Here is a 19,658-nt window from a genome sequence, read left to right on the forward strand (position 1 = left end):
CCTCGGGAGGGAGGCTCACTTCACGGCGCCGACCGTGATGCCTCGGGTGAGCGTGCGCTGGAAGATCAGGAAGAACGCCACCGCCGGGACGATGCCGAGCAGGGCGGAGGCGCTGGACATGGTCGCGTCCATGTACCGCTCGCCCTGGAGCACGCCCAGCGCGACCGGCACGGTCTGGTTGTCGTTGGAGATGAGGAAGATCAGCGGCAGGAAGAACTCGTTCCAGGTCCAGATGAAGAAGAAGATCATCAGGACGCTGATCGTCGGCCGGCTGATCGGCACCACGACCCGGACCAGCGCCCTGAACCGGCCGGCCCCGTCGATCTCGGCAGCCTCCAGGATCTCCTTGGGGAACTGGCCGAGCACCGCGCTGAGCAGGTACGTGCCGAACGCCGCCTGGATCACGGTGAAGATGATGATCATCGACAGCCTGGTGTCGTACAACCCGGCTTCCTTGGCCAGGTAGTACAGCGGGTAGGCCAGCGCCTCCTGCGGCAGCGTGTTGGCCACCAGGAACAGCACCAGGATCGACAGCCGCCCGCGCACCCGCCCGATGCCGAGCGCGTACGCGTTGAGCACCGACAGCACGACCGCCAGCACCGCCACGGAGCCGCTGATGAGCAGGCTGTTCCAGAGCTTCTCGCCGAAGTCCACCCGGTTCCAGAAGTCCACGATGCCCTGGAGGTAGAGCCCGCCGGGCAGCCCGAGCGGTCCCTCCGACGCGTACTCCTCGGGTGTCTTGACCGCGTTGAGCGCCACGAGGGCGAACGGGAACACCATCACCAGCGCCGCCACCGTCATCGACGCCAGGACGGCCCACCGGCCCGGCCCTCTCATGACTCACGCTCCTGCACCCGCAGGAACAGGAACGTCACCACGACGATGATCAGGGCCAGCACGGTCGCGATCGCGGACCCGTACCCGACGTTGCTCTTCTGGAAGAAGTTCAGGTACGAGAAGTACGACGGCACCAGCGTGGCGTTGCCGGGCCCGCCCCGGGTGAGCACGAAGATCGGCCCGAACACCTTGAGCGCGGCGATCGTGCAGGTGAGCAGCACCACGAAGATCTCCGGCCGGATCTGCGGGATCGTGATGTGCCACACCTTGCGCCACCACGACGCCCCGTCCAGCTCGGCCGCCTCGTAGTAGGCCGGGTCCACCCGCTGCAGCCCCGCCATGAAGATCACCACCGGGTAGCCGAGCTGGAACCACACCATCACCGCCATCACGGTGGCCAGCGCCAGGTCGGGGTCGCCCAGCCAGTCGAGCTCTAGGCCGAACGCCTGGTTGACCGCGCCGTACGACGGGTGCAGCATCCAGCCCCACACCACCCCGGCCACCGCCACGGGCAGCACCTGCGGCAGGTAGTACATGGCGCGCAGCGCCGAGGCGGTGCGCGGGCCGAACCGCCTGCCGATGTAGTCGAACAGCGCCGCCGCCAGGACCAGGCCGAGCACCGTGGGCACGATCGCCATCGCGAAGATCAGCGCCACGTTGTTCTGGAAAGACAGCCAGAACCGCTCGTCCTCCAGTAACCGGGCGTAGTTCTCCAGCCCGACCCACCTGGGCGTGCCCACCCCCGACCAGCGGGTGAAGCTCACGCCCAGGTTCATCAGGAACGGCACCACGATGACGGCCAGGAACAGCACCAGGCTCGGCACCAGGTAGAGCCAGTAGCCCTTCTTACGGACGCGCATCTAGTTGCCGAGGTCGGCGAGGTTGTCCTCGTACGGCTGCGCGAGCTCGTCCAGCATCGCGGCGGGCTGCTTGCTGCCGTTGATGAGGTTCTGCGTGGCGGCGACCATGACGTCGTAGTAGCCGGGCGCCGGCCAGTCGGGGTAGAACGCCAGCCCGTCCCTGGCGGTCAGCGTGTTGAAGCTCTCGATCAGCTCCTTGCTCTTGGCGTCCGTGATCGCCGCCGGGTCGGCCGCGACCGGCACGCCGCCGGAGTTGCCCAGCAGGTTCTGGACGTCCTTGCTCATCGTGATGTCGATGAAGTCGTAGGCCAGGTCCTTGTTCTCGGACTTCTCCGGCACGACCCAGAGGTTGCCGCTGGAGCCGGGCGCCATCGTGGCCCCGGGCCACAGGAAGTGACCCCACTCGAAGTCCTTGATCTCCGAGGCGAACCGGCCGTACCACCAGCTTCCGCTGACCATCATCGGGTGCTCGCCCTTCATGAACGACACGCCCATGTCCTCGGCCTTGATACCGGAGGACTTCTTGTCGAGGTAGCCCTTGCCGACCCAGTCGGCGAACGTCTGCGCGCCGTAGGTGAACTGGGGGCCGTGGAAGTCGACCTTGCCCTGGTACGCCTGGAAGGCGTCCACCCAGGCCCGGTCGGCCTTGCTGAGCGCGAGCTGGTAGAAGATCTGCTGCGCTGGATACTCGGCCCCGGCGGTGCCGATCGGGGTCACCCCGGCCTTGACGAAGGTGTCGAGCGCGGCGGTGAACTCCTCGAAGGTCGTCGGCACCTCGACCTTGTGCTTCTCGAACAGGTCCTTGTTGTAGTAGACCATCACGAACTCGCCGTAGTTCGGGATGCCGTACCACTTGCCGGCGCCCATGACGCCCCGCTCGTCGTACTTGGCCGTGGTCTGCAGGCCGCCCGGCAGCAGCTTGTCCCAGCCGCGCCCGGTGACCTCGGCGCTCAGGTCGGCGAGCAGGCCCTGCTTGGACAGCAGGCCGGCGGTGGCGTTGCCCTTGTTGTACTCCATGAGGTCGGGCGCCTCGTCGGAGTTGAGCACCATGCTCGCCGTCTTCTGGATCTGCTCGAAGCTCTTCTCCTCGAACTCCACCTTGACGTTCGGGTGGGAGGCCTCGAACTTCTTGATCGCCTCGGCCCAGGCCTTGCCCATGGCGGACTCGGCGGCCTCGTAGTGCCAGAGCTTGAGCACGCGGGGCCCGTCGCTCTGCGCGGGCGGGCTCTCCGAGCCGGAACCGCAGGCCGAGAGGGCCAGCACCATGGCTGCCAGCGCCGCCACGCCAGACTTTTTGATCATATTTCCTCCTGGGTGATGACGGCCCGGCCGGGCGCGCCCGGCACCGGGGCGAACTCGACGGCGGCGACCCGCTTCGGCCCGGTGACGGTCACGCGCAGCGTGTCGCCCTCCAGGGTGGCCGTGACGGCGGTCTCTCCGTCGGTGTCGTGGATCCGCATGCGGCGGTCGCCGCTCCCGAAGGCGACCAGCGTGATCCGGTCCGGCGTCCGCACGGTGTCCCCCGGCTCGGCGACAGGGATCAAGGCACCGTACCGGACGAACAGCGGGAGCTCGGCGAGCGGCTTGACCACGCGGACGTAGCGGGAGCCGGCGTGCACCTCGCCCGTCCAGTAGTCCACCCACTCGCCCTCCGGCAGGTAGACCTCCCGCGCGCCCTCCGGCGAGGTCATCGGCGCCACCAGCAGGTCGCGGCCGAGCAGGTACTGCAGGTCCGCCTGCCAGGCGACCGGGTCGCCCGGGTGGTCGACGCAGAGCGCGCGCATCATCGGGGCGCCCGTCCTGGCGGCGTCCACGGCCGCCGAGTAGATGTAGGGCATCAGCCGGTAGCGCAGCCGGAGCGCGGCCACCGCGTGCTCCTCCACCGCCGGGAACTCCCACGGCTCCCTGCTGGTGGTGCCGTGCAGCCGCAGCAGCGGCGACAGCGCGCCGAACTGGGTCCACCGGACGAACAGGTCGTCGCTGGGCCTGCCGGTGAAGCCGCCCGCGTCGTGGCTCCAGAACGGCACCCCGGACAGGCCGTGCGCCAGCCCGCCCCGGATCGTGCTGCCCATCGCCGCGTAGCTCGTGTAGGTGTCGCCGCTCCACTGGGCGCTGTGCCGCTGCCCGCCGAGGAACGACGAGCGCGCCCACACCAGGCTGTGCCCGTGCACCTCCCTGGTGACCTCGGCGACGGCGTCGTTGAACAGCAGCGTGTAGACGTTGTGCAGGTCGGTGCCGGTCATCCCGTTGGCCGCGACCGCGTCGTGCGGCACGCCTTCGGCGAAGTCGGTCTTGAACGCCTGCACGCCCTGGTGCAGCAGCGCCCTGAGCCGGTCCTGGAACCAGCGGACGGCGTCGGGGTGAGTGAGATCGAGGATGCCGCAGGCGGGGTAGGAGCCGTGCCAGGTGTCGGCCACGTACGGCTCACCATCGGGTTTCTTCAGGAAATATCCGGCATCGGCTGCTTCCTGGAACGCCGGGCTCTGATGGGAGATGTACGGGTTCATCCACAGGCAGACCTTGAACCCCATCCCGTCCAGCTCCGCCAGCATCGCCTCCGGCTCGGGGAAGTTGACCGGGTCCCAGCGCAGGTCCGACCAGTGGCCGTCGGTCTGCCAGTAGGTGTCCAGGTGCAGCACGTCGCACGGGATGCCGCGCTCCCTGATCGTGCGCGCCCTGGCCAGCACCCGCTCCTGGCTGTCGACGCAGAAGCCGGAGGAGATCCAGGTGCCGAACGCCCACTTCGGCGGCAGCACCGGGCGGCAGGTCAGCCCGTTGTAGCGCTCCAGCACCTCGGCCGGGGTTGGCCCGGCCAGCACGTAGTAGTCCATGACGTCGTCGGGCACCACGATCTGCACCGCGCTGTGCGTCGACTGGCACACGTCGAACTCGGTGGGCGCGCCGCTGTCGACCAGCACCCCGTACCCCTTGCTCGACACGTACAGCGGGATGTTCTTGTACGCGCGCTGCGACTCGGCGCCGAAGGCGTCGAAGTTCCACATCAGGGGCCGCTGGCCGCGCTTGTCGAGCGGCGCGAACGACTCCCCGAACCCAGCGAACGCCTCGTCGGGCGCGACCTCGAAGCTCTCGTGGAAGGCCACGTGCGCGCCGCCCGCCGACGACCGGCCGAACGGCAGCGTACGCAGCCGGCCGCTGATGTCGGTGTGCCCCCGGTCCTGCTCCAGCAGCGGGGCGCCGGTGGCGTCGGTGAAGCGCAGGTGCCACGGCGCCAGCCTGATCTCGGCCCGCAGCGAGCCGGCGTCGATCACGATCGGCCCCCCCGGCGTCACCTCGGCCCGCGCTCCCGCGTACGAGCCCGGCGTCACCATCGCGATGGCCCGCTCCGAGCGGGGCCGGGCGTCGGCGTCCTCGCTCAGCCGGACCCGGATCACGCCCTCGCCCGCGACGCCGATCTGCACGACCAGGGTCTCCTCCGCCGTGGTGACGGCCTTCAGCATCACTCCCGCGCCGTCGGCGGCGACCAGCTCGGCGGCGGTCAGCGCGGACAGTCCACCCTCGCCGTGGGCGCGCACCGGCAGCTCGGGCGGGTCGGCGACGAAGTACTCGTGCGCGACGAGTGGGGGGCGGTAGGGCATGGACGCTCCTCTTCCAGACAGCGCAAAACTCGTGAATTAGTTTGGTGCCCATACCAACAAACGTCAACGGTATTCGTGAGCGCGATGAACACTTAGCCCTTGCGCTGACTATCAGCCTCCGCAATACTTAGCCGCATGGCACAGTATTCGGCACAACTGGACGGCGTCTTCGTCGCCCTGGCCGACCCGACCAGGCGTGCCGTCGTCCGGCGCCTCGGCCACGGGCCCACGAGCGTCGGCGACCTCGCCCGCGAGTTCCCGATGACCCTCCCCTCGTTCATGAAGCACGTGCGGACGCTCGAGTCGAACGGGCTCATCCGCACGGTCAAGTCCGGCCGGGTGCGCACGTGCGTGCTCAACCGCGAGCGGCTCGCCCTCGTCGACGACTGGCTCGCCGAGCAGCGCCGCGTCTGGGAGGAGCGCACCGACCGCCTCGAACGGTTCGTCACGGAGGACGACCAGTGAACCCCGATCTCGACCTCGCCCTGGAACGGATCATCCGGGCCCCCCGCGCGACCGTGTGGAGCGCCTGGACCGACCCGGCCAAGCTCGCCCGCTGGTGGGTCCCGGCCCCGTCCCGCTGCCGCGTGGACCGCCTGGACCTGCGACCCGGCGGGGCGTTCGTGACACGGCTCAGCGACGACGGCGCCGTTTTCGTACCGCATCTGGACGCGTGCTTCCTCGCCGTGGACGACCTGGAGCGGATCGTGTTCACCAACGCGATCACCAGTGCGTGGCGTCCCGCGAACCCCGACCCGGTCGCGATGACGGCCACGATCACGCTGGACGACCACCCTGACGGCACCCGTTACCGGATGCTCGTCCGGCACGGCGACCCCGAGTCCCGCGCCCATCACGAGAAGATCGGCTTCGCCGCGGGCTGGGGCACCGTCGCCGGCCAGCTGGCCGCTTTCACGGAGGCACCGCAATGAAGATCACCCTCACCGAGTTCGTCACGCTCGACGGCGTCAGCCAGGGCCCCGGCTCGCCCGACGAGGACACCAGCGACGGCTTCACCCGCGGCGGCTGGCTCGTGCCGCACATCGACGGGACGTTCGTCCGGCGCGCCTCGGACTGGCTCGACCTCGCCGACGGCCTGCTGCTCGGCCGGCGCACCTACGAGGCGTTCGCGCGCGACTGGCCGAAGATCACCGACCCCGCCGACCCGTTCGCCGGACGGATGAACGCGCTGCCGAAGTACGTCGTCTCGAACACCCTCACCGAGGGGACCTGGAACCCCACGACGGTGCTCACCGGTGACCCGGTCCGGACGGTCGCCGCGCTCAAGTCACGGCCGGGACGGGAACTCCAGATCCACGGCAGCGCCCGCCTGGGCGACACGCTGCTGTCGGCCGGCCTGGTCGACACGCTCCGCCTCGTGATCGCGCCCACCGTGCTCAGGACCGGCCGCCGCCTCCTGACCGGTGACGGCGACGCGTCCGGCCTCCGCCTGACCCATCACGAGGCGACGCCGAACGGCCTGCTGCTCCTCGAATACCAGACCACAGGCCAGGCGCCGCAGGCCGAATACGCCGGCGTCACGGCCTTCGTCTAGGAGGTGCGGCGTGGCTCAACCGCGGTTCAGCAGGAGGGGCAGGTAGACCTCGTCGACGATCTCGACCAGGACGTCGTCGGACACGGTCGTGAGCCCTCGCGTGACGTACTCGTTGCGCAGCAGCGCGAGGGCCACGGTGACGACCCTCGGATGCAGGGCCTCGGGCGGCACCTCGCCGCGCGCCACCGCACGGCCCACGATCGTCAGCCAGACGCCGGACCCGCCGTCGGCGACGGCGTCGTGCAGCCGCGCCAGCAGCTCCGGCTCGTCGCCGACGCCCGCGAGCAGGCCGCGGAGGATCTCCGCCTGCGGCGAGGACAGGTCGCAGTTGACGCGGCGCAGCAGCGCCAGCGCGTCGTCACGGAGCGCTCCGGTGTCCGGCGGCCGCAGCTTCTCCGTGGCGAGCCGCTGGTAGGCGGCGACGCCCAGCGCGGCCCGGTTGGGCCAGCGGCGGTAGATCGCGTTCTTGTTGGTGCCGGCGCGGCGGGCGACCCGGTCCATGGTCAGCCCCTGATAGCCCGACTCGGAGAGCTCCTCCACGGCCGCGCGCAGGATGGCGCTCTCCAGCTCGGCGCCACGACGCCTGCTCGCGGGCTTCGCCGCTGACTCTCCGGCCGCACTCACCCGCATAGGGTACCGCACGTACCCCATTCCCGGAAATGTCTGGACTCTCGGGAGAAATTTACGGTACTTTGCGTACCCTATCGAGGGAAAGGACATACCGGCATGCGAGCCAAGGGCATCGGTTACGACACCGGGATCATTCTCGACGGCGTCGAGAACAGGCCGTTCGACCGGACGATCATGGAACGGGAGCTCCAGATCATCCGCGACGACCTCCACTGCACCGCCGTGCGCATCTTCGGCACCGAGCCGGACCGGATCGAGTTCGCCGCCCACCACGCGGCCGGCCTGGGCCTGGAGGTCTGGTTCTCGCCGTTCCCGCATCACCTCGACCGGGGAGAGCTCCTCGACCTGCTCGCCGACGCGGCCGAGCGCGCCGAGCGGGTCCGCCTCGGGGGCGCCGAGGTGGTGTTCGTCGCCGGGGCGGAGGTGAGCCTGTTCAACCGCGGGTTCGTGCCCGGTGACACCATCCAGGAGCGCGTGGGCGCCCTCCTCGCCCGGGGGCCGGAGCTGGGCCGGCTGTCCGCCCAGGTCAACGACTTCCTCGGCGAGGCCGTGTCCGTGGTGCGCGAGCGGTTCGGCGGCAAGGTCACCTACGCCTCGATCCCCCTGGAGAACGTCGACTGGACGCCGTTCGACATCGTGTCGGTGGACGCCCACCGCTCGAAGGAGGTCGCCCACCTCTACCAGCAGGGCATCCGCTCGCTGGTCGCCCAGGACAAGCCGGTCGCGATCACCGAGTTCGGCTGCACCGCCTACCGCGGCGCGGCCGACCTCGGCGCCCGCAGCGGGGAGATCATCGAGTACGACGGCGTCATCCCGGTGGGGATCAACGGCGACTACGTCCGCGACGAGGAGGAGCAGGCCACCTACCTCCGCGAACTGCTGGACGTCTTCACCGAGGAGGGCGTCGACGCCGCCTTCGCCTGCACCTTCGTCTGCTACGGCCTGCCGCACCGCCCCGACCCCCGCAAGGACCTCGACCTGGGGAGCTGGGGCGTGGTCAAGGTCCTGGACCACGGCTCCGGCGAGACCTACCCCGGCCTCCCCTGGGAGCCCAAGGCCGCTTTCGCCGCGCTCGCCGGTTACTACGGCGGGCACTGACCCACGGGCAAAATTGACTAGATGCATCTCTAACGACAAGGTGTGCGTCTAGTCAAGCCTGCGTCGGCGGGTGCACGGTGTCCCTGGTCCCCACCGCGCACCCGTCCACGGACACCCCGCGCTATGTCGCGGTCTGGTCGGCCAACCCCGGCGCCTGGCACTCCTCCATCGGCATGACCGCCGCCGGCTACCAGAGCCGCTTCGACGACCTCAAGGCCAAAGGTTTCCACCCCATCCACATCAACGCCGAACGCGGCCGCTACGCCGCCATCTGGACGAAGTGACACGGCCGCGGACGATCTCCATGCGTCCGTCCGCAGGTGAGGCCCGGTTAAACCCCGAAGTTCGCAGGGTACGCCGTTGCGTGTTTCCGGCGTTCTACGCGACGCCGACACGGGGGAGCAATCGGGGGCACGATGCAAGCGTTCGTGATGAAGGGGATCGGACAGGTCGGCTTCATGGACAAACCCGTCCCGCGAGCCGGTCCCCTCGACGCCGTCGTCAGGACCACCACCGCCCTCATCTGCACCTCTGACTCCCACACCGTCGCAGGCGGCATCGGGCCACGGGAGAACCTCACCCTCGGCCACGAGGGCGTCGGCGTGGTGCACGAGGTGGGCAGCGAGGTGAAGATCTTCCGGCCGGGCGACCGCGTCCTGGCCGGCGCCATCACCCCCGACTGGGGCGATGTCGCCTCCCAGAACGGTCACCCGTCACAGTCCGGCGGACCGCTCGGCGGGTTCAAGTTCGCCAATTCCAAGGACGGCGTGTTCGCCGAGTACTTCCACGTCAACGAGGCCGACGCCAACCTGGCGAAGATCCCCGACGACGTCCCCGACGAGATGGCCGTCTACTGCGCCGACATGCTCTCCACCGGGTTCATGGGCGCGGAGAACGGCGACATCCCCATCGGCGGGACCGTCGCCGTGCTCGCCCAGGGCCCGGTGGGCCTCATGGCCACCGCGGGCGCCAGGCTGCGCGGCGCCGGCCTGGTCATCGGGATCGAATCGGTGCCCGGCCGGCAGAAGCTCGCCCGCTACTACGGCGCCGACGAGATCGTCGACTTCACCACCGAGGACGTCGTCGAGCGCGTCCTCGACCTGACCGGGGGGCAGGGCGTGGACACCGCCATCGAAGCCCTCGGCGCGGACGGCACCTTCCAGACCGCCATCAAGATCACCAGGCCGGGCGGGACCGTATCCAACACCGGCTACTACGGGGAAGGCGAGTTCGTGCGCATCCCCCGCGTCGAGTGGGGCGTCGGGATGGCCGACAAGACGATCGCGACCGGTCTGTGCCCGGGCGGCCGGCTGCGCATGGAACGGTTGCTGCGCATCCTGGCGAACAAACGGCTCGATCCGACCCACCTGACCACCCACACGTTCCGCTTCGACGAGATGGAGCGTGGCTTCGAGGTCTCGGACAAGAAACTCGACAACGTGGTGAAAGTGCTGATCACCTTCGCGTGACGGAAGCCGGTCCCGGACATGCTCGATCTCGATCCACCCTTTCGCCCGGTGCACCACCGCGACGGCTACCTGGCGCTGGAGGACCTGGGCCTCATCGGCGACGGCACGACGGCGGCGCTGGTCGGCGTCGACGGTTCGATCCCGTGGCTGTGCCTGCCCCGCTTCGACAGCGAGCCCCTGCTGTGCGGCCTGCTGGATCACGCGCGCGGCGGCCACTTCACGCTGACCGTGGACGACCTGCGCGAGGCCCGGCAGTTCTACGAGCCGGACACCGCGGTGCTGGTGACCGAGCTGCGCGGTCCGACCGGCCTGGTCCGGATCACCGACGCGCTGGCCCTGCGGGCCGGCGCCGACCTCAGCGACGACGCGGGCAGCGGCCGGTCCGAGCTCGTCCGGTCCGCGGTCGTCCGGTCCGGGACCGTGCGCCTGCGGGCGGAGCTGGAGCCGCGCGGTGGCGGGCAGGCGCGAAGCTCTCACAGCGGTCTGGAGGTGCGCGCCTCCCGGCACCCCGGCCTGCGGCTGCACCTGCGGTCCAACCGTCCGCTGACCGGCATGCGCACCGCGTACGACCTTCAGGAGGGTGACCGCCTCGACCTGGTGCTCTCCTGGGGACGCGTGCACCGCCACCACCGGTTCGACGCCGGGACGATGCTGCGGCAGACCGCCGAGGCCTGGCGGCGCTGGATGCGCAAGTGCAGCTACCGAGGCCCCCAGGAAGCGCTGGTCCGGCGCTCGGTGATCACGCTGAAGCTGTGCGACGACTGGGCCAACGGCTCGCTGGTCGCCGCGCCCACGTCCTCCTTGCCCGCGCCGATCGGCGGGGTGCGCAACTGGGACTACCGCTACACCTGGATCCGCGACGCCGCCTACGCCGTGTTCGCGCTGCGGCGCGTCGGCATCGGGGAGGAGGCCGACGCCTTTCTCGGCTGGATACTCGACGCCTTCGAGCAGAGCCGCCGTCCACGCATCATGTACACCCTCGGCGGCGACCCCGTACCGGAGGAGATCCACGACGCCGACCTGGAGGGCTACCGTCGCTCGGCGCCGGTGCGGTGGGGCAACGGCGCCGCCGACCAGCGCCAGCACGACGTCTACGGCGAGGTGCTGGACTGCGCCGACCAGTGGCTGCTCCCCGGCCGCGATCTCGAACCGGCACTGTGGTCCGGCCTGTCGGAGCTGGCCGAGGCCGCCGCGCACACGTGGTGGCAGCCGGACCAGGGCATCTGGGAGGTACGCAGCGAAGGCCGGGTCTTCACCTATTCGACCGGGATGTGCCAGGTGGCCCTGGACCGGGCCGCGGCCATCGGTGAGCGGCTCGGCCTGTCCGGGCCGATCGCCACCTGGCGCGCCACCGCCGAGAAGCTCCGCCGGCTCATCCTGGACCAGGCGTGGAACGAGGACACGCAGTGCCTGGGCGAGCACCTCGACGGTGGCGGCGGCCTGGACGCCAGCCTGCTGGCGCTGCCGCTGCGCAAGGTCATCCCGGCCTGCCATCCCCGCATGACGGCCACGACCGAGGCCATCGCCGAGCGCCTGTCGGCCGGTGACGGGCTGCTCTACCGCTACCTGCACGAGCACTCCCCCGACGGCCTGCCCGGCGATGAGGGCGCCTTCTTGCTGTGCAGCTTCTGGCTGGTCGACAACCTGATCCTGCAAGGCCACCAGGACCGGGCCGAGGACCTGTACGCGTCACTGTGCGCCCGCGCCAGCCCGGTCGGGCTGCTGCCCGAGCAGATCGACCCGTCCACGGGCGCGTTCATGGGCAACTTCCCGCAGGCGTTCAGCCACATCGGGATCATCGCCAGCGGCGTCAACCTCGCACGCATGAGAGCAGGAACCACATGATCAACCGACTCGTCGTCCTCGGCGCGACCGGCGACCTCAACGCCCGCTACCTCCTGCCGGCCCTGGTCGCCCTGCGCTCCGCCGGGCACCTCGGCGACGGGTTCGAGCTGACCTGCGCCGACCGGTCGGACTGGTCCGTCGAGGAGTTCCGTGACTGGGCGTCCGACCAGCTCGCCCGGCACGCCGCGGACCAGCCCGGCGAGGGCGTGCGGGCGATCGCCGGGTCCGTCCGGTACCGGCAGGCGGACGCCACCGACCCCGCCGACCTCGCCTCGCTCATCGCCGGTGAAGGGCCCGTCGCCCTCTATCTCGCCCTCCCACCGGCGATCTTCCCTGGCACGGTCGCCGCCCTGCGCGACGCGAACCTGCCGCCCGGCAGCCGGATCGCGCTGGAGAAGCCCTTCGGCGAGGACCTGGACAGCGCGGCGGAGCTGAACCGCCTGCTGGAGGCGGTCGTGCCAGAGCAGGCGGTGTTCCGGATCGACCACTTCCTGGCCATGACCACCGTCCAGAACGTGCTCGGCGGCCGGCTGGCCAACCGCGTGCTGGAGCCCATCTGGAACAGCGCGCACATCGACGAGGTGGAGATCGTCTGGGACGAGTGCCTCACGCTGGAAGGCAGAGCGGGCTACTACGACGGTGTCGGCGCGCTCAAGGACATGGTGCAGAATCACCTGCTGCAGTTGCTGTGCCTGGTGGCCATGGAACCACCGATCAGCATCGGCGAGCGTGAGCTGCGTGACCGGAAGGTCGATGTGCTGCGCTCGGTGCGGCCCTTCACCGAGCAGGACGTGCTCCGCCGCACCCGCCGCGCGCGCTACACGGCCGGCCGGGTCGGTGATCGCGTCGTGCCCACCTACACCGACGAGGAAGGCGTGGACCCGGGGCACCGCACCGAGACCTTCGCCGAGGTGGAGCTGGAGCTCGACAGCTGGCGCTGGTCGGGCACGACCTTCCGGCTTCGCAGCGGCAAAGCGCTCAGGAATGACCGCAAGGAGATCGCGGTACGCTTCCGGCCCGTGCCTCACCTGCCCTTCGGCCACGGCGAGGCACTGCCCAACATGCTGCGGTTCGGGCTCGACCCGGAGGGTTTCGCGCTGGATGTCACGGGCGTCGGTTCCCACGCCCAGACCCTTGTCCCCCTCACCCTGGCCGCCCAGATGGACGCACCCAGCCTGCCGGCCTACGGTCAGGTGCTGCTCGACATCCTGAGCGGGAACGCCACCCTGTCCATCCGCGGCGACGAGGCCGAAGAGGCTTGGCGGGTCCTCACACCCGTGCTGTCAGCCTGGTCGAAGGACCTCGTTCCGCTCCAGGAGTATCCGGCGGGATCCGACGGGCCCCCGAAGCAGCCAGGCCTGGTGGGACAACACGGGCAATCCGGCGATGACCGCTCTCTACCTGGAGCGTTTTCTCAACTACGGCCTCACCTCGGCGGAGCTCCAGTCGGGCCGGCCGATCATCGGCATCGCCCAGACGGGTAACGACCTGGTTCCCTGCGACCGGCACCATCTCGCCCTCGCCGACCGGGTCAAGGCCGGGATCCGTGACAGCGGCGGCATCCCGCTCGAGTTCCCCGTCCATCCCCTGCAGGAAACCGGCAACGTCCGGGCAACCCCCTCTTCGAGCTGCCCCATGTGATCGTCACACCTCATGCCGCCTACTACTCCGAGGAAGCCATCGGGACGGTGCGCCGCATCGCCGCCGAAGAGGCCGTACGGGTCCTGACGGGGCAACCGGCGCGTTTCCCGGTCAACGACGTGACCGTGGGCTCCCACTCCCCGAAGAGTCCATAGCGGGCACCCCTCACCGCGATTTGCCGGATCGGCAAAGGCATTTGCCATGACGGCGTGACCGCCCGCATAGTGTGCGCGGAGGTGGTCACGATGACCGAGCAGCTGAACGACAGCTATGACGTGGTGGTGGTCGGCGGCGGCGCCGCGGGGCTCAACGGGGCGCTGATGCTGGCGCGGGCCCGGCGGACGGTGCTGGTGGTCGACGCGGGCAGCCCGCGCAACGCCCCGGCCGAAGGCGTGCACGGGCTGCTGGCCCGGGACGGCATGCCGCCGGGTGAGCTGCTGGAGCGCGGCCGGGCGGAGGTACGCCACTACGGCGGCCAGGTGGTGACCGGCGAGGTCGAGGCCGCGGTCCGCGACGACGACGGGTTCGGGGTGACGCTGACCGACGGCCGGACGGTCCGGGCGCGCCGCCTGCTGGTCACCACCGGGCTGGTGGACGAACTGCCCGACGTGGCGGGGCTGCGGGCCAGATGGGGCCGGGATGTCGTGCACTGCCCGTACTGCCACGGCTGGGAGGTCCGCGACCGGGCCATCGGCGTGCTGGCGAGCGGGCCGATGTCCGTGCACCAGGCGCTGCTGTTCCGGCAGTGGAGCGACGACGTCACGTACTTCGCGCACACCATGCCCGCCCCCACAGGCGAGGACGCGGAGCGCCTGGCCGCGCGCGGCATCAGGGTGGTGGAGGGCGAGGTCGCGTCCCTGGAGGTCGTCGAGGACCGCCTGGTGGGAGTACGGCTGAGCGACCGCACCCTGGTGAGCCGTGAGGTCCTGGCGGTGGCGTCCCGCATGGAGGCGCGGGCTGGTTTCCTGGCCACGCTCGGGCTGCGGCCCGTCGAGCACCCGGGCGGCGCCGGTGAACACATCCCCGCCGACGCGACCGGCCGCACCGAGGTGCCGGGGGTCTGGGTCGCGGGCAACGTCACCGACCTGGTCGCCCAGGTCGGCACCGCGGCGGCGGCGGGCGCCGGCGCGGCGGCCCAGATCAACGCCGACCTCGTCGCCGAGGAGACCCGCGAGGCGGTGGCCGCCCACCGCGAGCTGACCTCGGCCGGATCCCGCTGACACCGAAAGGAACGACTGTGTCCGAAACCTTCGACAAGGCGTACTGGGACGAGCACTACGACGCTCACGCCCCGGCCGGGGCCGGTCGGCCCAACCCCTACCTGCTGGCGGCGGCCCGGGACCTCACGCCCGGCACGGCCCTGGACGCGGGCTGCGGCGAGGGAGCCGAGGCCATCTGGCTCGCCGCGCACGGCTGGCAGGTGACGGCGGTGGACATCGCCGACACCGCCCTGCACCGGGCGCGCGAGCACGCCGCGGCCGCCGGCGTCACGACCGGGATCGACTGGATCCAGGCCGACCTGACCACGTGGACGCCCGCCGAAGAGCGCTTCGACCTCGTCTGCTCCCACTACGTGCACCCGGCGGCGGCACCCGGCGACCTGTTCCGGCGGCTGGCGGCAGCGGTCGCGCCCGGCGGCACGCTGCTCCTCGTCGGCCACCACCCGTCGGACCACCACACCGCCACCACCCCGGAGGCCCACGTCGAGATCGGAGAGCTCGCCGCCGTCCTCGACCCCGGCCGATGGGACATCGCCGTCGCCGGGGACCGGTCCCGCGTCATGTCCCACGGCGGCCGCGAGATCCCTCTCCACGACACCGTCCTCCAGGCCCGCAGGCGCGGTCAGGCGGCGGGCGTGCGCCTCGGACGGTAGTGCAGGGAGACGATGCCCGAGTCGTAGGGCCTGGCCTCGGTCAGTTCCAGGTCCAGCCGGTTCAGGTCGCCGGGGAAGAGCTTGCGGCCCTCGCCGACGGCGACGGGGATCACGCGGAGCTGGAGCTCGTCGAGCAGGCCGGCGCGGATCAGCGAGCGGGCGAGAGACAGGCTGCCCCAGAGCATCATGTCCCCGCCCGGCTGCCGCTTGAGCGCGGCGACCTCCTCGGCCGCGTCGCCGCGCACCACCCGCGCCGCCTCCCAGTCACCCCACGGCGCCTCGTCCAGGGTGGCGGAGAAGACCACCTTGGGCAGGGTGTTCACCGTCTTGGCGACCGTCTCGTCAGCGGTGGGCCAGTATTGGACGAACATCCGGTACGTCTCCGCCCCCAGCAGGACGGTGTCCACGTCCGCCAGGATCCGGAGGTTGTCCTGGTCCACCTGGCTGTAGTCGGTCACGGACTCGAAGAAGCCGAGGTCCCCGTCGGGCCCGGCCACGTAGCCGTCGACCGAGACGAGCTCTTGGATGATGAGTTTGCGCACGTTTGATCAGACCACACCAGCCGACCGAAATCATCGGCCGGGCGGAGGAGAGTCAGATGTCGAGGGAGGTCTCGGGCTGCATGAGGCGGCGGGCGGCCTCGGTGATGGAGCCGGACAGCGACGGGTAGACCGCGAACGTGTGGGCGAGCTGGTCGACGGTGAGCCGCTGCTGCACCGCCACCGACACCGCCAGGATCAGCTCCGACGCCCGCGGCGCCACCACCACGCCGCCGAGCACGATCTGCGTGTTGGGGCGGCAGAACAACTTGACGAAGCCGTCGTTGAAGCCCTGCATCTTGGCCCGCGCGTTGGTGGCCAGCGGCAGCTTGACCACCTTGGCCTCGATCTCGCCCGCCTCGATGGCCCGCTGCGCCACGCCGACGGCGGCGATCTCCGGATCGGTGAAGATGTTGGACGCGACGGTGGCCAGCCGCAGCGGCTGCACGGCCTCGCCGAGCGCGTGCCAGACGGCGATGCGGCCCTGCATGGCGGCGACGGACGCGAGCATGAGCACGCCGGTGCAGTCTCCGGCCGCGTAGACGCCGGGCGCGGACGTGCGCGAGACCTTGTCGACCTTGATGAACCCGTGGTCGTCGAGCTGGACCCCGGCCTCCTCCAGGCCGATGCCGGAGGTGTTGGGGATCATGCCGACCGTCATCAGCGCGTGGGAGCCCTCGGCGGTGCGGCCGTCCTCGAGGGTCACGACCACGCCGTCGGCGGTGCGTTTGACGGAGGCGGCGCGGCTGCGGCCCATGACGTTCATGCCGCGGCGGCGGTAGACCTCTTCGAGCACCTCGGCGCCGTCGGCGTCCTCGTTGGGCATCATGCGGTCGCGGCTGGAGACCAGCGTGACCTCGGCGCCCAGCGAGCGGTAGGCGCCGGCGAACTCGGCGCCGGTGACGCCGGAGCCGATCACGATGAGGTGCTCGGGCAGCTTGTCGAGGTCGTAGAGCTGCCGCCAGGTGAGGATGCGCTCGCCGTCGGGCTCGGCGCCGGGCAGGATGCGGGGGGTGGCGCCGGTGGCCACCAGCACCACGTCGGCCCGGATCGTGCGGTCGCCGGCCTTGACCACCTGCGGGTCGACCAGCCGGCCCTGCCCCTTGATGATCTCCACGCCCTCGGCCTCGACCCGGGCCCCGATGTCGGCGGACTGGGCCTGGGCCAGCTCCTTGACCCGCTTGTTGACGAGGGGCAGGTCGACATGCGCCACGCCGACCTCGCCGTCGAGCCCGCCGTCGAAGCCGACGCCCAGCGACGGCGCGTCGAGCAGCGCCTGCTTGCGGACCGAGGTGGTGATCAGCGTCTTGGACGGCACGCAGTCGGTCAGCACGCACGCCCCGCCGGGACCGTCGCGCTCGATCATCGTGGTCTGCGCGCCTAGCTGGGCGGCCACCAGCGCCGCCTCGTAGCCGCCGGGTCCGCCACCGATGATCACGATCCTCGTCACGTACCTATTGTCCCGCATCCTCTGAGCTGCTGACGAACGGGGAGGCCACGGCCACGCTACTCTTGCATGCTGTGCCTGTTTACGCCGCCTACGGCAGCAACATGGACCCGGAGCAGATGGCCATGCGGGCCCCTCACTCTCCCGTGCGGGGCGTGGGCTGGCTGCCCGGCTGGCGCCTGACCTTCGGCGGGGAGACCCTGGGCTGGGAGGGCGCGCTCGCCACCATCGTGGAAGACCCGACGGATCACGTCTTCGTCGCCCTCTACGACGTGCCGGAGTTCGACGAGCAGTCCCTCGACCAGTGGGAGGGCGCGGCCCGCGGCCTCTACCACAAGGTCCGCCTGCGGGTGCAGACGCTCGACGGCGAGGTGGTGGCCTGGTTCTACGTCCTCGACGGCTACGAGGGCGGCCTGCCCTCGGCCCGCTATCTCGGCATCCTGGCCGACGCCGCCGAGCGCGCGGGCGCCCCCGACGACTACGTCAAGGAGCTGCGCGGACGCCCCTGCAAGTCACTCGGCGACTGACCCGGCGCATACCCCGACCCGCCCGGGTAGTGCAGACTCTCATCCAGGTCGTACCGGCCCGTTCAACCCTGGAGAAGAGATCATGACCCCTGCCGAACTCGAAGTCGCCGACCTGTGCGTGGAGCTGATCCGGGTCGACAGCAGCAACTACGGCGACGGCAGCGGCCCGGGCGAGCGGGCCGCCGCCGAGGTCGTCATGGCCAGGCTCGCGGAGGTCGGCATCGAGGCCACCTACCTGGAGAGCGCGCCCGGCAGGGGCAACGTGATCACCCGCGTCGAGGGCACTGACCCGTCGCTGCCCGCCCTGCTCGTGCACGGCCACCTGGACGTGGTCCCGGCCAACGCCGCCGACTGGACGGTCGACCCGTTCTCCGGCGAGGTGCGCGACGGCTACATCTGGGGCCGCGGCGCGGTCGACATGAAGGACATGGACGCCATGATGCTGGCCGTGCTGCGCCAGTTCGTCCGCGAGGGCCGCAGGCCCCGCCGCGACCTGGTGTTCGCCTGGCTGGCCGACGAGGAGGCCGGCGGCACCTTCGGCGCCAAGTACCTCACCAAGCACCACCCCGGCCTGTTCGAGGGCGTGACGGAGGCGATCAGCGAGGTCGGCGGCTACTCGCTGGAGGTCGACCCGTCGCTGCGGCTCTACCTCATCGAGACGGCCCAGAAGGGGCTGGCCTGGATGAAGCTGGTGGCCGACGGCACCGCCGGCCACGGCTCCATGCTCAACTCCGACAACGCCGTCACCGAGGTCGCCAAGGCGGTGGCCAGGATCGGCTCGCACGACTGGCCGCTCGCCTACACCCCGACCGTGCGGCGCTTCCTCGCCGAGATCGCCGACGCGTACGGGCTGCCGTTCGACGAGGACGACCCGTCGGTGCTGCTCGACCGGCTCGGCCCGCTGGTGCGGTTCGTCGGCGCCACGCTCCGCCACACCGCCAACCCGACCCAGCTCGACGCCGGCTACAAGTCCAACGTCATCCCCGGCCAGGCCAGCGCCGTCATCGACGGCCGTTTCCTGCCGGGCTTCGAGGACGACTTCTTCAAGACGATCGACTCGCTGATCGGGCCGAAGGTGCGCCGCGAGTTCGTGCACCACGACATCGCGCTGGAGACGACGTTCGACGGTGCCCTGGTCGAGTCGATGATCGCGGCGCTCAAGGCCGAGGACCCCGCCGCGCGCGCGATCCCGTACTGCATGTCGGGCGGCACCGACAACAAGACGTTCTTCGCCGATCTCGACATCCGCGGGTTCGGGTTCGTGCCGCTGCGGCTGCCGGCCGGCATGGACTTCGCCTCGATGTTCCACGGCGTCGACGAGCGGGTGCCGGTCGACGCCCTCCAGTTCGGCGTGCGGGTGCTGGAGCGCCTCCTCCTAGACTACTGACTTGACATCCTCCCCGTGCTGAAGCACGGGGATTCCAGCCGCAATCACCCCACGAGGAGGAGGTCGCGTTGAGGTTCGCGGTGCACCGGCCCGGCAACCCGTGGCCCTTCCCGCGCAGACACGGCATGCCCTGCCGCGTGTGCGATGTTCCTGGCCGCGTTCACGTCAGCGTTGCAGGCGTATCCACACGATCGGCACCGGTAACGCGCTTGGCTCTCGCGCGCTTGCCGGTCCACGATCCCGCACGCCGAGCACCGCTGGCTCGTGTACGCGGGGTTGACCTTCACCACCCGTCCGGGCGCCTTGTCCTCGAGCCGTCGGACGAGACCGCCCCATGCGGCGGCCATGATCGAC

Annotated in this window: 22 protein-coding genes; 14 read left to right on the forward strand and 8 right to left on the reverse strand. The window is 70.6% G+C overall.

All coding sequences use genetic code 11. The features are described from left to right. Positions 1-15: 15 nt before the first annotated feature. Genes ABD999_RS19435 through ABD999_RS19450 form a run of 4 tightly spaced genes read right to left on the reverse strand, consistent with a single transcriptional unit; the run spans position 16 to position 5,293 of the window. On the reverse strand, positions 16-837 hold the full coding sequence (locus ABD999_RS19435) for a carbohydrate ABC transporter permease (RefSeq protein ID WP_148036970.1): 822 nt from the start codon (positions 835-837) through the stop codon (positions 16-18). Continuing rightward, positions 834-1,697 carry a carbohydrate ABC transporter permease gene (locus ABD999_RS19440; RefSeq protein WP_148036969.1) on the reverse strand — a complete coding sequence of 288 codons (864 nt, stop codon included), beginning with the start codon at positions 1,695-1,697 and terminating at the stop codon, positions 834-836. Before ABD999_RS19440 ends, ABD999_RS19435 begins: the two co-directional genes overlap by 4 nt. Then, a complete protein-coding gene (locus tag ABD999_RS19445) occupies positions 1,698-2,999 on the reverse strand; it encodes an ABC transporter substrate-binding protein (RefSeq protein WP_219543654.1) in 1,302 nt (433 codons plus the stop codon). Further along, complete coding sequence (locus tag ABD999_RS19450; protein ID WP_271278655.1) at positions 2,996-5,293, reverse strand: TIM-barrel domain-containing protein; 2,298 nt, start codon at positions 5,291-5,293, stop codon at positions 2,996-2,998. The genes ABD999_RS19445 and ABD999_RS19450 overlap by 4 nt, the downstream gene beginning before the upstream one ends. A gap of 135 nt (positions 5,294-5,428) precedes the next feature. On the opposite strand from ABD999_RS19450, the gene ABD999_RS19455 reads away from it, so the two are divergent. Genes ABD999_RS19455 through ABD999_RS19465 form a run of 3 tightly spaced genes read left to right on the forward strand, consistent with a single transcriptional unit; the run spans position 5,429 to position 6,848 of the window. Beyond that, the gene (locus tag ABD999_RS19455; RefSeq protein ID WP_148036966.1) at positions 5,429-5,758 is read left to right on the forward strand and encodes an ArsR/SmtB family transcription factor; all 330 of its coding nucleotides are present in this window, start codon (positions 5,429-5,431) and stop codon (positions 5,756-5,758) included. Then, on the forward strand, positions 5,755-6,225 hold the full coding sequence (locus ABD999_RS19460; RefSeq protein ID WP_271278654.1) for an SRPBCC domain-containing protein: 471 nt from the start codon (positions 5,755-5,757) through the stop codon (positions 6,223-6,225). The genes ABD999_RS19455 and ABD999_RS19460 overlap by 4 nt, the downstream gene beginning before the upstream one ends. After that, positions 6,222-6,848: a dihydrofolate reductase family protein gene (locus ABD999_RS19465; protein ID WP_271278653.1), complete on the forward strand. Its 627-nt coding sequence runs from the start codon at positions 6,222-6,224 to the stop codon at positions 6,846-6,848. The genes ABD999_RS19460 and ABD999_RS19465 overlap by 4 nt, the downstream gene beginning before the upstream one ends. 15 nt (positions 6,849-6,863) lie before the next feature. Here ABD999_RS19465 and ABD999_RS19470 read toward each other — a convergent pair whose 3' ends face one another. Beyond that, a complete protein-coding gene (locus tag ABD999_RS19470) occupies positions 6,864-7,472 on the reverse strand; it encodes a TetR/AcrR family transcriptional regulator (RefSeq protein WP_271278652.1) in 609 nt (202 codons plus the stop codon). A 102-nt stretch (positions 7,473-7,574) separates the two neighbouring features. Here ABD999_RS19470 and ABD999_RS19475 point away from each other — a divergent pair, with 102 nt between their 5' ends. The 9 genes from ABD999_RS19475 (at position 7,575) to ABD999_RS19510 (ending at position 15,404) form a co-directional block, all read left to right on the forward strand. After that, positions 7,575-8,576, forward strand: a complete 1,002-nt coding sequence (locus ABD999_RS19475; protein WP_271278651.1) for a glycoside hydrolase family 113 protein — start codon at positions 7,575-7,577, stop codon at positions 8,574-8,576. Positions 8,577-8,653: 77 nt separating this feature from the next. Next, entirely contained in the window at positions 8,654-8,860 is a 207-nt protein-coding gene (locus ABD999_RS19480; protein WP_271278650.1) for a hypothetical protein, read from the forward strand. Between the two features lie 174 nt (positions 8,861-9,034). Next, positions 9,035-10,045 carry an NAD(P)-dependent alcohol dehydrogenase gene (locus ABD999_RS19485; protein ID WP_271278649.1) on the forward strand — a complete coding sequence of 337 codons (1,011 nt, stop codon included), beginning with the start codon at positions 9,035-9,037 and terminating at the stop codon, positions 10,043-10,045. A 48-nt stretch (positions 10,046-10,093) separates the two neighbouring features. Further along, the gene (locus tag ABD999_RS19490; protein ID WP_271278648.1) at positions 10,094-11,890 is read left to right on the forward strand and encodes a glycoside hydrolase family 15 protein; all 1,797 of its coding nucleotides are present in this window, start codon (positions 10,094-10,096) and stop codon (positions 11,888-11,890) included. Next, complete coding sequence (locus tag ABD999_RS19495; protein WP_271278647.1) at positions 11,887-13,374, forward strand: glucose-6-phosphate dehydrogenase; 1,488 nt, start codon at positions 11,887-11,889, stop codon at positions 13,372-13,374. The genes ABD999_RS19490 and ABD999_RS19495 overlap by 4 nt, the downstream gene beginning before the upstream one ends. Then, entirely contained in the window at positions 13,277-13,531 is a 255-nt protein-coding gene (locus ABD999_RS43950) for a dihydroxy-acid dehydratase domain-containing protein (protein WP_148036958.1), read from the forward strand. Before ABD999_RS19495 ends, ABD999_RS43950 begins: the two co-directional genes overlap by 98 nt. After that, positions 13,528-13,686, forward strand: coding sequence for a hypothetical protein (locus tag ABD999_RS19500; RefSeq protein ID WP_271278646.1), 159 nt, complete (start codon positions 13,528-13,530; stop codon positions 13,684-13,686). The genes ABD999_RS43950 and ABD999_RS19500 overlap by 4 nt, the downstream gene beginning before the upstream one ends. Positions 13,687-13,776: 90 nt before the next feature. After that, positions 13,777-14,751 (forward strand): NAD(P)/FAD-dependent oxidoreductase, encoded by a 975-nt coding sequence (locus ABD999_RS19505; RefSeq protein ID WP_271278660.1) that lies wholly within the window; start codon positions 13,777-13,779, stop codon positions 14,749-14,751. A 17-nt stretch (positions 14,752-14,768) separates the two neighbouring features. Next, positions 14,769-15,404 carry a class I SAM-dependent methyltransferase gene (locus ABD999_RS19510; RefSeq protein WP_271278645.1) on the forward strand — a complete coding sequence of 212 codons (636 nt, stop codon included), beginning with the start codon at positions 14,769-14,771 and terminating at the stop codon, positions 15,402-15,404. Here ABD999_RS19510 and ABD999_RS19515 read toward each other — a convergent pair. Both ABD999_RS19515 and ABD999_RS19520 read right to left on the reverse strand, forming a co-directional pair. After that, positions 15,374-15,946: a dihydrofolate reductase family protein gene (locus ABD999_RS19515; protein ID WP_271278644.1), complete on the reverse strand. Its 573-nt coding sequence runs from the start codon at positions 15,944-15,946 to the stop codon at positions 15,374-15,376. The two genes, ABD999_RS19510 and ABD999_RS19515, sit on opposite strands and share 31 nt — an antisense overlap. 52 nt (positions 15,947-15,998) lie before the next feature. Next, a complete protein-coding gene (locus ABD999_RS19520) occupies positions 15,999-17,393 on the reverse strand; it encodes an NAD(P)H-quinone dehydrogenase (RefSeq protein ID WP_148036954.1) in 1,395 nt (464 codons plus the stop codon). A 71-nt stretch (positions 17,394-17,464) separates the two neighbouring features. On the opposite strand from ABD999_RS19520, the gene ABD999_RS19525 reads away from it, so the two are divergent. After that, the gene (locus ABD999_RS19525; RefSeq protein WP_148036953.1) at positions 17,465-17,917 is read left to right on the forward strand and encodes a gamma-glutamylcyclotransferase family protein; all 453 of its coding nucleotides are present in this window, start codon (positions 17,465-17,467) and stop codon (positions 17,915-17,917) included. 82 nt (positions 17,918-17,999) lie between these two features. Continuing rightward, positions 18,000-19,304: a M20/M25/M40 family metallo-hydrolase gene (locus ABD999_RS19530; RefSeq protein ID WP_271278643.1), complete on the forward strand. Its 1,305-nt coding sequence runs from the start codon at positions 18,000-18,002 to the stop codon at positions 19,302-19,304. Between the two features lie 44 nt (positions 19,305-19,348). Here ABD999_RS19530 and ABD999_RS19535 read toward each other — a convergent pair whose 3' ends face one another. Then, positions 19,349-19,651 (reverse strand): zinc ribbon domain-containing protein, encoded by a 303-nt coding sequence (locus tag ABD999_RS19535; protein ID WP_345482818.1) that lies wholly within the window; start codon positions 19,649-19,651, stop codon positions 19,349-19,351. Positions 19,652-19,658: the final 7 nt, after the last annotated feature.

The organism is Nonomuraea ferruginea (genome assembly GCF_039540635.1).
GTDB lineage: Bacteria > Actinomycetota > Actinomycetes > Streptosporangiales > Streptosporangiaceae > Nonomuraea > Nonomuraea ferruginea.

Excerpts from the sequence above, each read along its gene's own strand:
- ABD999_RS19535 (WP_345482818.1), bottom strand. The coding sequence starts at position 19,651 with ATGGCCGCCGCATGGGGCGGTCTCGTCCGACGGCTCGAGGACAAGGCG.
- ABD999_RS19450 (WP_271278655.1), bottom strand. The coding sequence starts at position 5,293 with ATGCCCTACCGCCCCCCACTCGTCGCGCACGAGTACTTCGTCGCCGAC.
- ABD999_RS19475 (WP_271278651.1), top strand. The coding sequence starts at position 7,575 with ATGCGAGCCAAGGGCATCGGTTACGACACCGGGATCATTCTCGACGGC.
- ABD999_RS19445 (WP_219543654.1), bottom strand. The coding sequence starts at position 2,999 with ATGATCAAAAAGTCTGGCGTGGCGGCGCTGGCAGCCATGGTGCTGGCC.
- ABD999_RS19435 (WP_148036970.1), bottom strand. The coding sequence starts at position 837 with ATGAGAGGGCCGGGCCGGTGGGCCGTCCTGGCGTCGATGACGGTGGCG.
- ABD999_RS19440 (WP_148036969.1), bottom strand. The coding sequence starts at position 1,697 with ATGCGCGTCCGTAAGAAGGGCTACTGGCTCTACCTGGTGCCGAGCCTG.
- ABD999_RS19505 (WP_271278660.1), top strand. The coding sequence starts at position 13,777 with ATGACCGAGCAGCTGAACGACAGCTATGACGTGGTGGTGGTCGGCGGC.
- ABD999_RS19465 (WP_271278653.1), top strand. The coding sequence starts at position 6,222 with ATGAAGATCACCCTCACCGAGTTCGTCACGCTCGACGGCGTCAGCCAG.
- ABD999_RS43950 (WP_148036958.1), top strand. The coding sequence starts at position 13,277 with ATGACCGCTCTCTACCTGGAGCGTTTTCTCAACTACGGCCTCACCTCG.
- ABD999_RS19485 (WP_271278649.1), top strand. The coding sequence starts at position 9,035 with ATGGACAAACCCGTCCCGCGAGCCGGTCCCCTCGACGCCGTCGTCAGG.
- ABD999_RS19495 (WP_271278647.1), top strand. The coding sequence starts at position 11,887 with ATGATCAACCGACTCGTCGTCCTCGGCGCGACCGGCGACCTCAACGCC.
- ABD999_RS19455 (WP_148036966.1), top strand. The coding sequence starts at position 5,429 with ATGGCACAGTATTCGGCACAACTGGACGGCGTCTTCGTCGCCCTGGCC.
- ABD999_RS19530 (WP_271278643.1), top strand. The coding sequence starts at position 18,000 with ATGACCCCTGCCGAACTCGAAGTCGCCGACCTGTGCGTGGAGCTGATC.